The following is a 13,957-nucleotide window of genomic DNA, read 5'->3' as shown; positions in this document are numbered from 1 at the left end:
AGATATATGCAAAAATCCCCCGTCTGAATCGATCAGACAGGGGATTTTTATATTGGGGATATCAAGGCATCTTCTTCAGGCCTTCGGATTTTACTTCCCAGTTTTTAGGGATGCCGGGGTTGGTGCCGGAGCCGTCAAATCCAACGGTCATGAGGGCGATAGCTGATAGTACGCCGCCATTGGCCGGTAAATATAACCTGAGTCTCTTGTCCTGGTAATTATGGCCGTTGATCAGAAAATTATTGGTCCTGATCGGCATAAGCAGGGCCTCCACCGCTTTCTCCGGTTTTTTCAGCCTCGTAGCAGTCATGGCCACCATCGGAAAATCCCAACCCCAGGTATCGTCCCAGTCCCAATCCGTCCAGATCTTCTCAAAAGTATTATTCATCACTTCTGTTTCCATGTTTTTGGTGGCCGGAATCATGCCCAGGGCACACAGCACGCTCGGATGATCCGTCATGTAAGCAGGCCGGGTATAAGAATCGGGGGCACTTTCGGCGGCCAGGTAAACATTGCCCAGCTTAGGCAGAGGCGACAACTGGTTCATGACCTCGTCCCATTGTTTATTCCGGCCTTTTTTATCTCTTATTCTCCATTGCTGGGCGGTTTCAAGGGCATAATGCCAGTACGCCAGCTCGTAGGTCGGGTTAAAAGTTTCATCAGGATTAAACCGCTCCTGGGCGGCTATCACACCCCTTCCGAGAATATTACGTTTCAATTCAGGATCAAAATAGGCATAGGAAGCCATAAAGTCCGCGGTTTCATACACCATATTCCTGTATTTTTCAATGGTGGCTGCGTTGGGTTTGGCCCTGTAGATCAGTTCTGCAAAATAGATCGGATGCGGCTGCTGCCAGATCAGGTAAGCTCCGACAGATGACGGGGCTTCTTTTCCGTCAGGATCAGTCATCTTTTGCCATCTGACACCTTCAAAACCCTGTCTCTGAGCAATAATCCTGGCCTCTCCGATGGTTTTCAGGTAAAACTTCATCTGGTTTTCGAGAATTTCAGGTCTCCCCCACTGGGCAAAATGCACACCATGCCACCAGGCCATTTCGAGGTGGGGTTTACCAAACCAGGAGTTCTGGGTCAGACCCGTTTCCTGCGGCGGCATGTCTCCGGCACATTGTATTTTCGTCAGGTAAAGCGACAGGATCATCCTTCTTTCTATTTCTTTTCCCCGGGGATCGGCCACTTTTCCGAAATCCACCATCCCGCCGGAGTTCCAGAATCCTGCCCACCGGGCAACAGACTCCGCCTTTACCTGTTCAAAACTTGTCTTGCTTATCTTTTTCTCTTTCGTGGCGAATTCTGCCGTAAAACTCCATACAGAAGCAGCAGCCACAGGCTCGTAAATCAGTTCATTCTGCTTTTGTTCAGGATTTTTCAATGCCACGCCCGATTCCAGATGAAGGTCGTAAGAGAAAGTCCTGAGATCATGGGTAATCACCGCCGAATGGCCCGCCAGCTTCCAGGCGGCTGAAGTTGAATGATCTGCTTTGGGATTATAATTAACCCCGTCGTCAAGGAATAAATCAGTAGGATAAGGAAAACGAACCCTCAGTTTCACCTGTTTGGAGGCGAGCAGACTGCCTTTCATTTTAACTGCTATCTTGTCGGTGATTTGAGATGACAGTGTTTCCACTTCCAGGTTTTTACCTTCCAGCTCAAAATAGCTGGTGATGACTCCCGTCCACAGGTCGAGCTGCTGACGGATATTCTTCAGATCGGCGGGTTGTGCTACTGACCCGTCGCTTTTAAGCAATTCCAGCCCGATGTTTCCCAGTTGCAAACGATGCGGATTCTGTCTCAGGAAATCCGCTGCGGCTTTGGCCCTGCCTTCTTTCCATTGTACAGCATAAGGCACCTCCCGGCCATTGGCCTTTACCGTCCTGATGGTTTCTTCAATCTTGTAATGCTCTTTGTTCGGCCAGGCGTGCCAGCCCCACTCCGACTGTGTACCCAGCGGAATGCCATTGTGGTAATATTCCGGAAAAGTCTGAAGACCCGTCACATCCACCGTAAAAGCAAAACGGCCGTTGCCTACTGATAATGAGCCGAGAGTATCTACTTCCGACACCTTTACTTTATGGCGGTCCACCACTGATTTCCGGTTGATTTTCTGGCCGTAAGCCACCTGTACAAGCATTAGAAAAACCAGGCTTAAGCGTTTCATTTCTTCTTCAGATTATAGATTTCGGTCCCTGCCAGCAGGAAACATCCCAGGCCATAATCCTCAAAATTAGCAATCTTATCATACGACAAGGGCTGCCCGTCTTTAGGCTCTTTACCCGTACTCTGTACATACCCCAGCATCCCGTCGGTATGCAGACCATCCTTCACCATCGCGTTCCAGGCATTTACCGTAGGTTTCAGGTATTTCTTTTTATCCAGCCAGCCTTTGTTCATTCCCCAGGCCATTCCATAGCAAAACAGGGCGGTTCCGGAAAGTTCCTTTCCTCCGAAGTGGTTCGGATCGGCCAGGCTCACATTCCAGAAGGCGTCTTCTCTTTGCAATGGTAGCAGGGCCGCCATCAGGTCCAGGTAATCCTTTTTGTATTCGTTGTAGTGCGGGCTGTTTTCCGGGATAATCTCCATGACCTTCACCAAAGCGGCTACCACCCAGCCGTTGCCCCTTGACCAGTAACAATTCTTTCCATCGGGGGTTTTATAAGGCGGCACAAAATCCTTATCCCTCCACCACAGTTTCTCTGTTTTATTGTAAAGGCCTCCGCCTTCTACGTCTCTCGAATGCAGGTAGAGTTCGTGCATTTTCTCAAAATAGCGATTATCATTGTACATCACACCCAGCTTCGCAAAAACGGGCATAGACATCTCGATGGCATCAATCCAGGTCCAGTCGTTTTTCTTGTCCGAATTGACCATTTTGTCGATATTGTATTTGATGTCTGCGATCCTTTCCGGTTTCTGGTCAATGAGATACAGGTCCAGGTAAGTCAGCCCTGCCAGCTGGGAATCGGCATGCCGGCTTTCTTTTCCAAACCAGAGTCCCCATTTGTTTCGCTCCCCCCACTCAGTCATGTAAGCCAGGTAAGACGGATTTTTGGTGATTTTATAGAACTCCATCAGGCCTTCTTTATAAACGGCTCTTGTCCATAAATTAGAGGTCCTGACCTTGTCCATCACAATTGGCAAACCCGGATCAGGCCACTTTTTCACGAAATAGGCATTAGCCAGCTCCATGTCTTTCAGCACTTTGGCTTTGTCAGGAAGAGTCTGCCCGGAAGCCATCATGTGGCCGCCAAGGATCAATACAGAGGTTAAAATTCTCAGAAAGGACGGATTAATTCTCATCATCAGTAAGGTTGAAATCTTAAATAAACAGCTAATCTAACGTTTTACAATCCGAAATTAAAACGCGAATCTTTTGGGAGTGACCTGTTCTATCCTGTTTGAGGTTTAAATCAGCCGGCATAATTATTCTCCTGTCCTGACCAGCCCCTCATAAAGTCAGCCCTGGCTTTCAATTTGTCATATAAAAAGATAAAATTTGACATTTTGTGGAATAACTTATTTTTCCGGGAAAATAGTGAATTCATCTCTTTTCCAGGTGTTTCCTTTATAAAAACATCGGATTTTGGAGAAAGAAAAAGGAATATATACGCCACAGTTCTGGCTGCTTTGTACCGGCTCTTTTTTGTTTTTCTCCAGTTTTAATATGCTGGTGCCTGAGTTGCCTGATTATCTGAGCAGCCTCGGCGGAGAAGATTACAAAGGGCTTATTATTGCGTTGTTTACCGTCACAGCCGGGCTGTCCAGACCGTTCAGCGGTAAAATGACCGATACCATCGGGCGTGTTCCGGTGATGATCATCGGTGTGGTGGTTTGCCTGGTGGCCAGCTTTCTTTATCCATTTTTTACCACCGTCCTGCCTTTTCTGATCATCCGCTTTTTTCATGGTTTCTCGGCCGGGTTTAACCCTACGGGCACCGCAGCTTACATTGCCGATATCGTGATGCCTCACCGAAGGGGCGAGGCCATGGGCATACACGCCATGGCAGGCAGCCTCGGCATGGCTTTCGGTCCGGCCATCGGCGGAACGGTCATGATTTATTTTGATTACCCGGTCTTGTTTTATACCTCCTCGTTCTTGGCATTTCTATCGCTCATTATTGTGTTTAATGTCAGAGAAACACTGCCCGAAAGCAGGAGAAAACCACTTACTCTTTCATTTTTCAAACTTAAAAAATCTGAGTTTTTTGACAAGAATGTACTGCCTGCCGCTGTGGTCGTTTTCCTGGCAGCATTTTGTCACGGGGCAGTCATTACGCTCATTCCTGACCACAGCAAGGCCCTGGGCGTGGAAAACAAAGGGTTTTATTTCCTGATCTATACTTTGGGGGCCATTGCCATCCGCCTGCTTTCAGGCAAGTGGTCGGACAAGATCGGCAGAACGCCTGTCATCAAAATCGGGGTAATTGCCCTGATCGTTTGCATGATCATCAACATTAATGTACAAACAACCAGCGGTTTGGTCATTTCTGCTTTGATTTACGGCATCACGATCGGGATAGTCTCGCCGGTTTGTCAGGCGTGGACAATAGACCTGGCATCAGAACACCACCGCGGCAGAGCGATAGCCACTATGTATATTTTTCATGAAACCGGTATCGGAACCGGGGCGTTTTTTCCATCACTGATCTACGGAAATAACATTTCAAACTTACCCTACGCTTATTACACCTGCCTCATCATGGCCGTTTCAGCCCTGGCGTTCCTGGTTTGTTATGAAAGAAGAGACAGCTGGAAATTCATCTGATCACCATTTTTCGTAGCCTTCGACAGGCTTCCAGCCGGATTTCGGTTCGAAGTAATGCCAAAGCACCGATGACACTTTGCGGATCAGCTCGTAGCCTTCGTTACTTCTTACCCACGAGGCATCCTTCTGATTTTTGGTGATGATACAGTAGACATATTCGCCATGCGGAGCATGCACAAAAGTAACTTCAGACCGGGATTGATTAACGGCCCCTGTTTTCGAGGCGGTTTTGATGCTGGCAGGAATCTGCGACAAACCCTCCTCTTCAAAGAATTGCCGTCCGAGTATCCTGTACATTTTATCAGAAGCGTCAGGGCTGTACAATTGCCCCAGTCTTATTTTTTCCATCAGGGTGGCCATTTCCCGGGGTGTGGTTTGCCCCCATCCGTAAACCGACCTGAAAGCTTCCCGGCCTTTGGTCCTCGAATTGACCCTGGTTTTCTGAAGACCAAGAGAATCCATGAGTTCATTGATGCGGGTGCCTCCCACGATGCCCTGCAACCATAAACTGGCAGTATTGTCACTGATGGTCTCCATCAGCATGATGACCTTACTGACCGAAATCACGGTGCTGTCTTTCAGCGAACCGACCACACCATTGTCATATTTGATGGAATCGCGGTAAACCAGATCCTGTTTGTAGCTGAGTTTGTTATTTCTGATGGCATCAAAAACCCCAGCCATGATCGGCACCTTGATCAGGCTGGCGGTAGGAAAGGTCGTATCTGCGTTGATCGCTGCAAATTTGCCTGATTTCAGGTGATGAACATACACCCCGGCATCCCCGTTAAATCCTTTGAGGGTATTTTCCAGTAATCGCTGAAGTTTCGGGTCCTGCCCCGGCGTTTGTGAAAAAGCCAGTTGGGTAACCAAAAGAAGCAACAGCGAAAACTTTATCATATTTCTTTCTTTAAGGTCGTTTCGGGGTATTCAAACATATCGGTGAAGGAGAAGGTGTTTCCGTCAAACAATCCCTGATCAGAAAGTTTTAAGGAAGGAATCACCAGCAAAGCCATGAACGATAAACTCATAAACGGCGATTTCAGCCTGCTTCCCAGCACCTCTTTCGAAAATTTATCTATCTGGGTATAATCCTCCGCCACCTGGTAGGCGTCTTTGTTGCTCATCAATCCCGCAATAGGAAGCGGTAAAACGCCCATTTTCTGATTGGAAACAGCAGAAACCCCTCCGTTTTCACGGATAACAAGGTTAATGGCATCAGCAATAGCCACGTCGTCTACCCCCACCGCAATGATATTATGCGAATCGTGGGCTACAGACGAAGCGATGGCTCCTTCTGTTAATCCGAAACCCTGGATAAATGCCACGGCCGGGGGTTTGTTTTCATAACGGTTGTACACCACCAGCTTCAGAATGTCAAGGGTATCGTCAATTTCCACGATCCTGTTGACCATGATAGGTAAATGCACAAACGACCTCGTCACCAGCTGTCCGTTAAGGGCTTTGATGACTTTGATATTGGTAGTACCCTCCGGCATTCTGACGATCAGGTCCTGCGGTTTTATTTTTTGTGCCTTGAAATTATTGATGACCGGGCTTTCGAGGTTCGGCAATAGCGAAATACCCTTTTCGGCCACTTTGACACCGTCAATATAGGTACTTACCACCTGGAAATCCTCCAGGTTATTGACCAGGACAAAATCGGCAGGCTCTCCTTCCCTTACCAGACCCATGTCGAGATTATAATGCCTGACGGGATTTAATGAAGCCATTCTCAGGGCTTTGAACACATTCAACCCGCCCTTAACCGCCCTGCTGACCAGTTTATTGATATGCCCGGCGACCAGGTCGTCAGGATGTTTGTCGTCTGAACAGAACATCATCTGATTGGCATACGACCCTGCCAGCGGAATCAGATCATCGAAATTTTTGGCGGCACTGCCTTCCCTGATCAGGATTTTAACCCCCAGCTCCAATTTCTCTTTGGCCTCCTCATATTCAAAACATTCATGATCCGTCGTGATATTTCTCTGGAAATACTTAACGGCTTCTTCCCCTCTCAAACCGGGAGCATGCCCGTCGACAGGTTTATTGTATCTTTCTGCAAAATCAATTTTCTTCAATACCTCCTCGTCACCATGAATGGCCCCCGGAAAATTCATCATTTCAGCCAGATAGCCTACATCAGACAACTGAAGTAATTCATTGATACCCTGGGAATCAATAATGGCTCCGGCAGTTTCAAAAGTGGTTGCCGGAACGCACGACGGGGCTCCGAAACAAAACTTAAATGGAATGCGTTTGCCGTCTTCTATCATGTATTTCACACCTTCCACACCCAAAACATTGGCAATTTCATGTGGATCAGAAACCGTGGCAATGGTACCGTGTGTAACGGCCAGCCTGCCAAACTGCGAAGGGGTCAGCATCGAACTTTCGATGTGCACATGGGCGTCTACGAAGCCGGGAACAAGAAAAGGGGTATCCGGACGGCTCTCACCCAGTCTTTTGATCTGGAAAATACGTCCCTGATTGATGACCAGCTCTCCGAAATAAATTGTGTTGTCAAAAATGTTTACAATGTTGGATTGAATCGTTTCCATATCGGGTATTCAGTTGCACCATTCACGAGTGCCAATTTTTTTTGTTTAATTAACGATTTAGTAACGTCAGGTAAAAATATGCATGCAAAATGTATTACACAAATAATCGTCTTCTAAAAATCTTATATTAATGATTTAACGGGAAGGAAATACCAATTCTCAATTAACACCACTCCGGCAACCTGCTCAGACAGAAACCTGTACCACTCTTATTTTTTCATTCTTCAATCCGGTGATAAGCGTCTGCTGATCCTTAAAATTGAATACCTGGCCGTCACGGCGGACCTCTTCAATCAGCGAAAAGTCGGGTTCTTCTATCAGCCAGCCTTCGAGCTGAGGGGGCATCTGGTTCAGGATTCCCTCTTCCGGCAAGCCTTTGTCAGGCGTAGCGTACACCGCCGCATAACCATAGTTGATGTCTACTGCGGGCGACCATAATGCATTTCCTACCGTCTGGGACACCACCACATACGCCTGGTTTTCCATGGCCCTGGCCCTGGCACCGACATGCACCCGGGTAGCTCCCCTGATGGTCTCCGTGCAGCTTGGAGCAATAATCACCGACGCTCCTGCCGCACATAGTAATTGTGAGCCGACACCAAACTCCACATCGTAGCAAATCTGTATGCCGAAACTCCCCCAGGAAGCCTCAAATAAAGTCAGCTGTCTCTCTCCGGACTGAATGCCCCATTCCTCGTTTTCAAATCGGGTCATGAAAAATTTATCCTGGTAACCGCAAAGTCCTTTAGCTGAAAAAACAAAAGCCCTGTTGACGATCTTTTCGTCAATTTGGACCGGAAAACTGGGAGCTACAATAATGATTTTATGCCTGATGGCAGCCTCTGAAAATACTTCACAAAAGTCGTCCAGCAAAAGCTGCATTTCCAGCACCTGCTTTCTGATATCAGAGCGGATTTCAAGAGAAAATATACTCACCAACTCCATTGAGCCGTATTCGGGGAAAACCAGCACATCGGCATTGCTGCTTACGGCTTCGGCTATCCACTGGCTGGTGTGCTTTTCCCAGGCGGCAAAATCGGCATGCTCACTGATGGGATATTGTGCTGAAGCAAATGTAGGATTGATCACAGAACAGGGTTTAAATATTTTTGATCCAGAAAATCATGGGTTTGTCACTTGACGCGGTTTCTCCGGTATCAGGCCAGCTGAAAGTCGCCTGTAAGGACGGTTCCGGCCTGTAACCTCTTTTGAGCCAGAAGGCTTCATTTGATCTGTAATTCTCAGGTTTCATCGGATGGTTCTCTCCTCTGTCTACCGAACAAAAGCAAAGCGTCCTGATTGCTTCAAAACTCCCGGCAAAGGTTTCCCTTTCGTCAAAAAAACGGTTACCAATGCCCAGCCCCCTGAACTCAGGCAACAGGATGCTTTCCCCGAAATAGAATACGGAATCAATATCCCAGCCGTTCAAACGAAAGGGTTCAACCACCTCAGGACTCTCGTCCGACAGCGGAATGCAGGTGGTAGCTCCTACCAAAACCTCCTCCTGGTAAACCAAGAAAATAAAGGACTTTTCAGAAGCAGAATAAATTTTGAGATATTCCTTCTCGTAGGCTACCGAGCCTTCATAAAGATAAGGATAATCCCTGAAAACCGCGATTCTGAGCCGGGCAAGGTCATCGAAGATCGCAGCAGTATCTGCCCCGGTCTTTTTTACAAATCTGAGGGCCTCGTTTATCATTACTTAGACACCAGCTCAATCCAGAGCGGCAGATTGTAATAAGTCGTTACCCTTGAAATCTTGCCATCCGTTAAAGCGATAAAAGCTGCGGCAGGCAAAACATAGCTTTGTCCGTGAGCCTCAGGCAAACCTTCCTCTCCTTTCTTATAGATCCCGTTCACCGTAAATTCAACCGCCACCCTGTTGTCGGAAGGCTCTGTAAAAAACACCATGTCGGTCAGTGTTTCTTCATAGCTCTCGTCCATTTTCTGAAGAAATTCCGTAAATTTCTCTATCCCGGTTCTCACTTCCCCTTGATTGGATTCGTGCCTGACTTCCGGATGCAAAAGAGCAAGCATTCCTTTCCAGTCTTTCTGATTAAAACATTGATAATAGTGCTGAACAATTTCCAGTGAAGTCATGAATTTGATTTTTGAAGTAATGTTTAGAAACAACAAATATAATCAAACTATAATATATCCCAATATGAAGCAAAAAGGATGGTTAAGGTTTAAGTTTGCGGACTAACCCCATATTTCTGTACCTTCCGTGCAGTTTTTACACATTTCGATCTGTGTCCGTGAGGTGACCAGGGCTTTTCTGAAGTTCAGATAAGGCTTTGAATTCCAGACGGTCGCAAAGCTGTTTTCATTCAGATCTCCCATGCGGTATTCGGCGTCTTTGTCAAAACAACAAGGTACAACTTTACCGTCCCAGGTGATGACGCATGAGTGCCACATTTTCCAGCAGTGATTCAGCAATTTGTTCTTGATTTCGTAGTCCCCGTTTTCTTTTTGTTTGTATCGCGAGTACTTATCTATGGTAGGAATAAGGTCTGAGCCCTGTTCATAGTCATAAATCTGTGCGGTTTTAAGCCTTACTTCATCTACTTTCAAATCTTTGGCCAGTTTTTTAACTTCATCAATCTGGTGTTCGTTGGGTTTGACTACCAGGAACTGGAAAATGATGTGCGGCGTGGATGAGCCCAGTTCTTCTTTGGCCCTGATGATGTTTTTGGTTCCTTCTATTACCTTTTCCAGCTTACCTCCTACGCGGTATTGCTCATAAGTATCCTGCGAGGTGCCGTCGATGGAAATAATCAGCCTGTCAAGACCCGAATTGACCGTTTTGTAGGCATTCTGCATGCTCAGGTAATGTGCATTGGTAGAGGTAGCTGTATAAACTTTTTTCTTTGAGGCATGCTGTACCATCTCCAGGAAATCAGGATGCAGGTAAGGCTCCCCCTGAAAATAGAAGGTCAGGTAAAGTAAGGTATCTGAAAGTTCGTTGATGGTCTTAAAAAACAAATCCTTCTGCAGCATACCGGTCGGCCTGGTGAATGACCTCAGCCCGCTGGGACATTCCGGGCAACGAAGGTTGCAGGACGTAGTCGGTTCAAAAGCAATGGCCATCGGCAGGCCGGAATTATAAGTCTGACCGGTTATCTTGGAATACATGTACCCGAAAATCACCCGGAAGGCATTAAGCACCCGCCTGAAGCTGAGTTTGGTCATGAAATTAAGATAATCGTTCATATGTCTGCTTTTTTGCTTTTAGCGGCTGGCTTTTAGCTGTTTTGTGTTTAATTCGTAATCTGTTCCCTTCAAATATCTCTTCATCATCATTTTCATTCTGTTAACCAAACACCTCCAGTTGCTGAAAATAATCATTAAAATTCTGATCAGATTCTCTGGATATGATTTCAACTTTCATACTGAAATCGTCAAAAACCAGGTTTTTAAAATCATATTTGAACCCCGATTTCAACCTGCTGGTTTCGAACCATTTCTTAAAAAGCCTGGACCTGCATTCTGCCCTCAGATCTAAACTATCACAAACATACAACACAGGACATTCATGTTTATCTATAAAGATTTGCATGAGATCAATGATCGTATGTCTTATTGATTGGTCAAACCTGGATTTGTCCCCGTTCGGGACAAAAGATATCTCGTGAACTTCATGACAAGCTGTACATTCCTCTTTAAAAAGATAGTTTGCCCTGGTAAAAACTACCGTGTAAACAATATCAGAATCAGTTGTGAAAGAATAAATATGCTTGTTGTGGGATTCATGAGTTATAAAAACCGGGTACGTTTTATAAAACTCTTTTTGCATTCTTAATCTCAAAAATTATTTCTCCGGACTGTACTTTATTCATAAAGTCCCTCTTCTCTTCAAGGGCTTTCCTTATTCTCTCAGGTACAGGTCCGTTGACCTTAATTGTTTTTTCTTTCTTATTTTCCATGATTGAAAATATTTAACAGCACAAATTAAGTACTCTATAAGCAATCAACAATTTTTAAGTTAAAAATATTCCAGGCTTAACTGTCAAAGTTCAATTTTACCGGCCTTTAGCTTTTTTTGCGTAGCAATTATATCTGACAAACCGGGGCTAACGGCTAAAAGCTTATAGCTAAACAGCTGATAATCACTCCAACCTCAACTGACTGTAATAATTCTTCAGTCTCTGGTCTTTTTCGGCTGCTATCACTTCCTTCATGGCTTTTTTGCCTTTTTCGGATTCAGTCAAAAGATACAGCACCTGTGCCGCAGAGAACCTGACAAACCATTGCGGCTTGTCCATCGCCAACGATTTAAGGTACGGAATGCTCTTTTCCTGTGTAGCAGCATCCGACTGAACCAGGTAAGTACCAAATATACCCAATGTCTGGTACAATTCCCCATTATCCATTCTTTCGAAATTGGTCATGAACCAGTCATATCGCTCAGGAGTCGGGATTGAGGCATAGTAATTAGCCACTACTGCAAAAATATTAACGTCTTTGATCTCTTCCACAGCTTTGACAAGCTCCTGTGCATCAGCGGGTTTATTGACCAGCAACCCTTCCAGGGCAGCGGCTTTTACCATATAGGAACTGTCTTTCAGGGCGTTTCTGAACAAGAGGTCGTTCTGAGGGTTCAGGAAGTTTTTCATTGCCAGAATGGCATCTCCTTTTACGGCAGATTTTTTATCATTCTTGATCACATATTGCAGGGCCCTTTCCACATCCAGGAAATCCTCACCGTCATAATCCGCAAACTTCTGCACAGCGAGTTGTCTGACCCTCCAGAACGGATCTTTCGTAGCCAATATCGTCAGGTCCCTGATTTTCTTGTTCTTTAATGGGTTGTTCGGAAAATTCTCATCTTCCGATTCCACAAAAGTAAGTTTTTCAAAAGCCGTGATCCTGGCCACTACATCCCCCGAATTTTTGAATTGTTCGATAAGTTCGGATTCAGATTTATTGTGATCAATTACGCCTAAAAAATAACCTTCTGGATCAACCGAAACCATATCAGGAGCTTTAGGCATTTTAATCTCCACCTGCTCTGAGGCTTTCTTTAACCTGACCACTTTCCTTGTTTTTACACCATTTACTATGTATTCATAGGTAAGCGGCACTTCATATATCCTGGTATTGAGCGAATCGGACACTTGTTTGAAATTGATCAGCAGGTTTCCATTTTCGTATTTATGATCCACAATCACCCTCGGGTGGCCCGGGCTCAGAAACCACTGGTCAAAAAACCAGTTCAGGTCCCTCCCGCTGACTTCCTCGAAAGCCATCCTCAGGTTGTTGACTTCTGCATTCTTAAAGGCATTGGCTTTCAGGTAATTCTGCCAGCCCTGGAAAAACGCTTCGTCGCCCAGCTCCTGTCTCAGCAAATGCAATATCCGCCCGCCTTTCTGATAGGTATGAGCATCAAACATATCCTCTTTATCGGCATAGTAGTACCTGATCAGCGGCTCCTGTTTTTCGGCAGATTCAAACAGGTATTGTTGTAAAGCATTAAAAGCCACCAGGTCACCTTCGTCTTTCCCGTATTTATGATCAGCCCAAAGGTATTCCGAATAATCTGCAAAAGATTCATTCAGAGGGAGATTCGACCAGGACTCAGCCGTCACCAGGTCGCCGAACCAATGGTGAAACAACTCGTGGGCAATCACCCCGTCGTCGTTGGCATCAATCAGCTGATTGGCGTTTTTAAGGACAGATTGCCCGTGAACCGTAGCCGTGGTATTCTCCATAGCCCCTGAAACATACTCACGGACCGGAATCTGGGAGTATTTGTCCCATGCATATTTCACACCGGTCAGTTTCTCAAAATACCTGATCATTTCAGGTGTTCTTCCGAAAATCCCGTAGGCATATTTTTCATATTCGGGCTCTACATAATAGCTGACCTCAAAATCCTTGAAAGTAGAATCCACCACTTTTTTGAAATTTCCGGCAGCAATCATCGTCAGGTAAACTGCATGGGGCTTGTTTTGCTGCCAGTGATCGGTCCTCGTGCCGTTGGCGTTTTTCTTCGAGTCTTTCAGCAGGCCGTTTGACAAAGTCACAAACTTGTCTTCGACCGTCAGGTAAATGTCCTGGGTATGCTTCTGATTGGGAGAATCAATGGTCGGAAACCAGCATGAATTGGCCTCGGTTTCACCCTGTGTCCAGAGCTGCCGTGGATAATTTTTGATCTTTTCGTCTGCATTGATAAAATACAAGCCTTTGTCCTGCACAATATTGTCGCTGCCTTTTACCTTGATTTCATTAGGTTTGGAGACATACTCAATGTCAATGGTCAGCGTGTCTTTACGGGTGTAAGCCTTATCAAAAACGAGGCTGATCTTCTGTTTGTCGTAGTCAAACTTCTGAGCCTGTCCTTTCACCTTAACGCTTTTAATATCAAAGCCCTTGGCATCCAGTACCAGGCTCTGTTGCTCATAAAAATGCGGTTTTAACTTCAAAGTAGCTTTCCCCGGCATTTGCTGGGTAGCCCAGTTGGGTTCAAGATGCAGTTCTGTGTGAAGCAAATCAAACTTTCTTTCATTGGAAGGCTGAAGAGAAACTTGTTGTGCAAAAGAAAAAGCCGGTATGGCCAGCCACGAAAAAACAACCAGAAATGGTTTAACTCCCTTAATATTCATACGCTTTT

At 45.8% G+C, this 13,957-nt stretch carries 12 protein-coding genes; 1 reads left to right on the top strand and 11 read right to left on the bottom strand.

All coding sequences use genetic code 11. From position 1 onward, the window contains the following. Positions 1-61: 61 nt before the first annotated feature. Positions 62-2,176, bottom strand: coding sequence for a hypothetical protein (locus GVN16_RS10845; protein WP_166563901.1), 2,115 nt, complete (start codon positions 2,174-2,176; stop codon positions 62-64). Then, entirely contained in the window at positions 2,173-3,318 is a 1,146-nt protein-coding gene (locus tag GVN16_RS10840; RefSeq protein WP_310587425.1) for a glycoside hydrolase family 88 protein, read from the bottom strand. The genes GVN16_RS10845 and GVN16_RS10840 overlap by 4 nt, the downstream gene beginning before the upstream one ends. A 280-nt stretch (positions 3,319-3,598) precedes the next feature. Between GVN16_RS10840 and GVN16_RS10835 the strand changes: the two genes are divergently transcribed. Beyond that, on the top strand, positions 3,599-4,780 hold the full coding sequence (locus GVN16_RS10835; RefSeq protein WP_229244123.1) for an MFS transporter: 1,182 nt from the start codon (positions 3,599-3,601) through the stop codon (positions 4,778-4,780). Here GVN16_RS10835 and GVN16_RS10830 read toward each other — a convergent pair whose 3' ends face one another. The 9 genes from GVN16_RS10830 to GVN16_RS10790 form a co-directional block, all read right to left on the bottom strand. Then, the gene (locus GVN16_RS10830; RefSeq protein WP_166563900.1) at positions 4,781-5,680 is read right to left on the bottom strand and encodes a serine hydrolase; all 900 of its coding nucleotides are present in this window, start codon (positions 5,678-5,680) and stop codon (positions 4,781-4,783) included. After that, a complete protein-coding gene (ade, locus tag GVN16_RS10825; protein ID WP_166563899.1) occupies positions 5,677-7,344 on the bottom strand; it encodes an adenine deaminase in 1,668 nt (555 codons plus the stop codon). Before ade ends, GVN16_RS10830 begins: the two co-directional genes overlap by 4 nt. Positions 7,345-7,530: 186 nt before the next feature. Further along, positions 7,531-8,433 (bottom strand): carbon-nitrogen hydrolase family protein, encoded by a 903-nt coding sequence (locus GVN16_RS10820; RefSeq protein ID WP_166563898.1) that lies wholly within the window; start codon positions 8,431-8,433, stop codon positions 7,531-7,533. Between the two features lie 10 nt (positions 8,434-8,443). Beyond that, complete coding sequence (locus tag GVN16_RS10815) at positions 8,444-9,043, bottom strand: GNAT family N-acetyltransferase (protein ID WP_166563897.1); 600 nt, start codon at positions 9,041-9,043, stop codon at positions 8,444-8,446. Continuing rightward, positions 9,043-9,444: a nuclear transport factor 2 family protein gene (locus GVN16_RS10810; protein ID WP_166563896.1), complete on the bottom strand. Its 402-nt coding sequence runs from the start codon at positions 9,442-9,444 to the stop codon at positions 9,043-9,045. The genes GVN16_RS10815 and GVN16_RS10810 overlap by 1 nt, the downstream gene beginning before the upstream one ends. Positions 9,445-9,546: 102 nt before the next feature. Next, the gene (locus GVN16_RS10805) at positions 9,547-10,557 is read right to left on the bottom strand and encodes a radical SAM/SPASM domain-containing protein (RefSeq protein ID WP_166563895.1); all 1,011 of its coding nucleotides are present in this window, start codon (positions 10,555-10,557) and stop codon (positions 9,547-9,549) included. A gap of 100 nt (positions 10,558-10,657) precedes the next feature. After that, a complete protein-coding gene (locus tag GVN16_RS26200; protein WP_255490260.1) occupies positions 10,658-11,140 on the bottom strand; it encodes a DUF6169 family protein in 483 nt (160 codons plus the stop codon). Beyond that, the gene (locus tag GVN16_RS10795; protein ID WP_166563893.1) at positions 11,121-11,270 is read right to left on the bottom strand and encodes a hypothetical protein; all 150 of its coding nucleotides are present in this window, start codon (positions 11,268-11,270) and stop codon (positions 11,121-11,123) included. The genes GVN16_RS26200 and GVN16_RS10795 overlap by 20 nt, the downstream gene beginning before the upstream one ends. A gap of 183 nt (positions 11,271-11,453) precedes the next feature. Further along, positions 11,454-13,949 (bottom strand): M1 family metallopeptidase, encoded by a 2,496-nt coding sequence (locus tag GVN16_RS10790; RefSeq protein WP_166563892.1) that lies wholly within the window; start codon positions 13,947-13,949, stop codon positions 11,454-11,456. Positions 13,950-13,957: the final 8 nt, after the last annotated feature.

The sequence above is a fragment of the Emticicia sp. CRIBPO genome (assembly GCF_009905725.1).
GTDB lineage: Bacteria > Bacteroidota > Bacteroidia > Cytophagales > Spirosomataceae > Leadbetterella.
The sequence above is the reverse complement of the archived record's forward strand: the minus strand, read 5'-3'. Positions and strand labels throughout refer to the sequence as shown.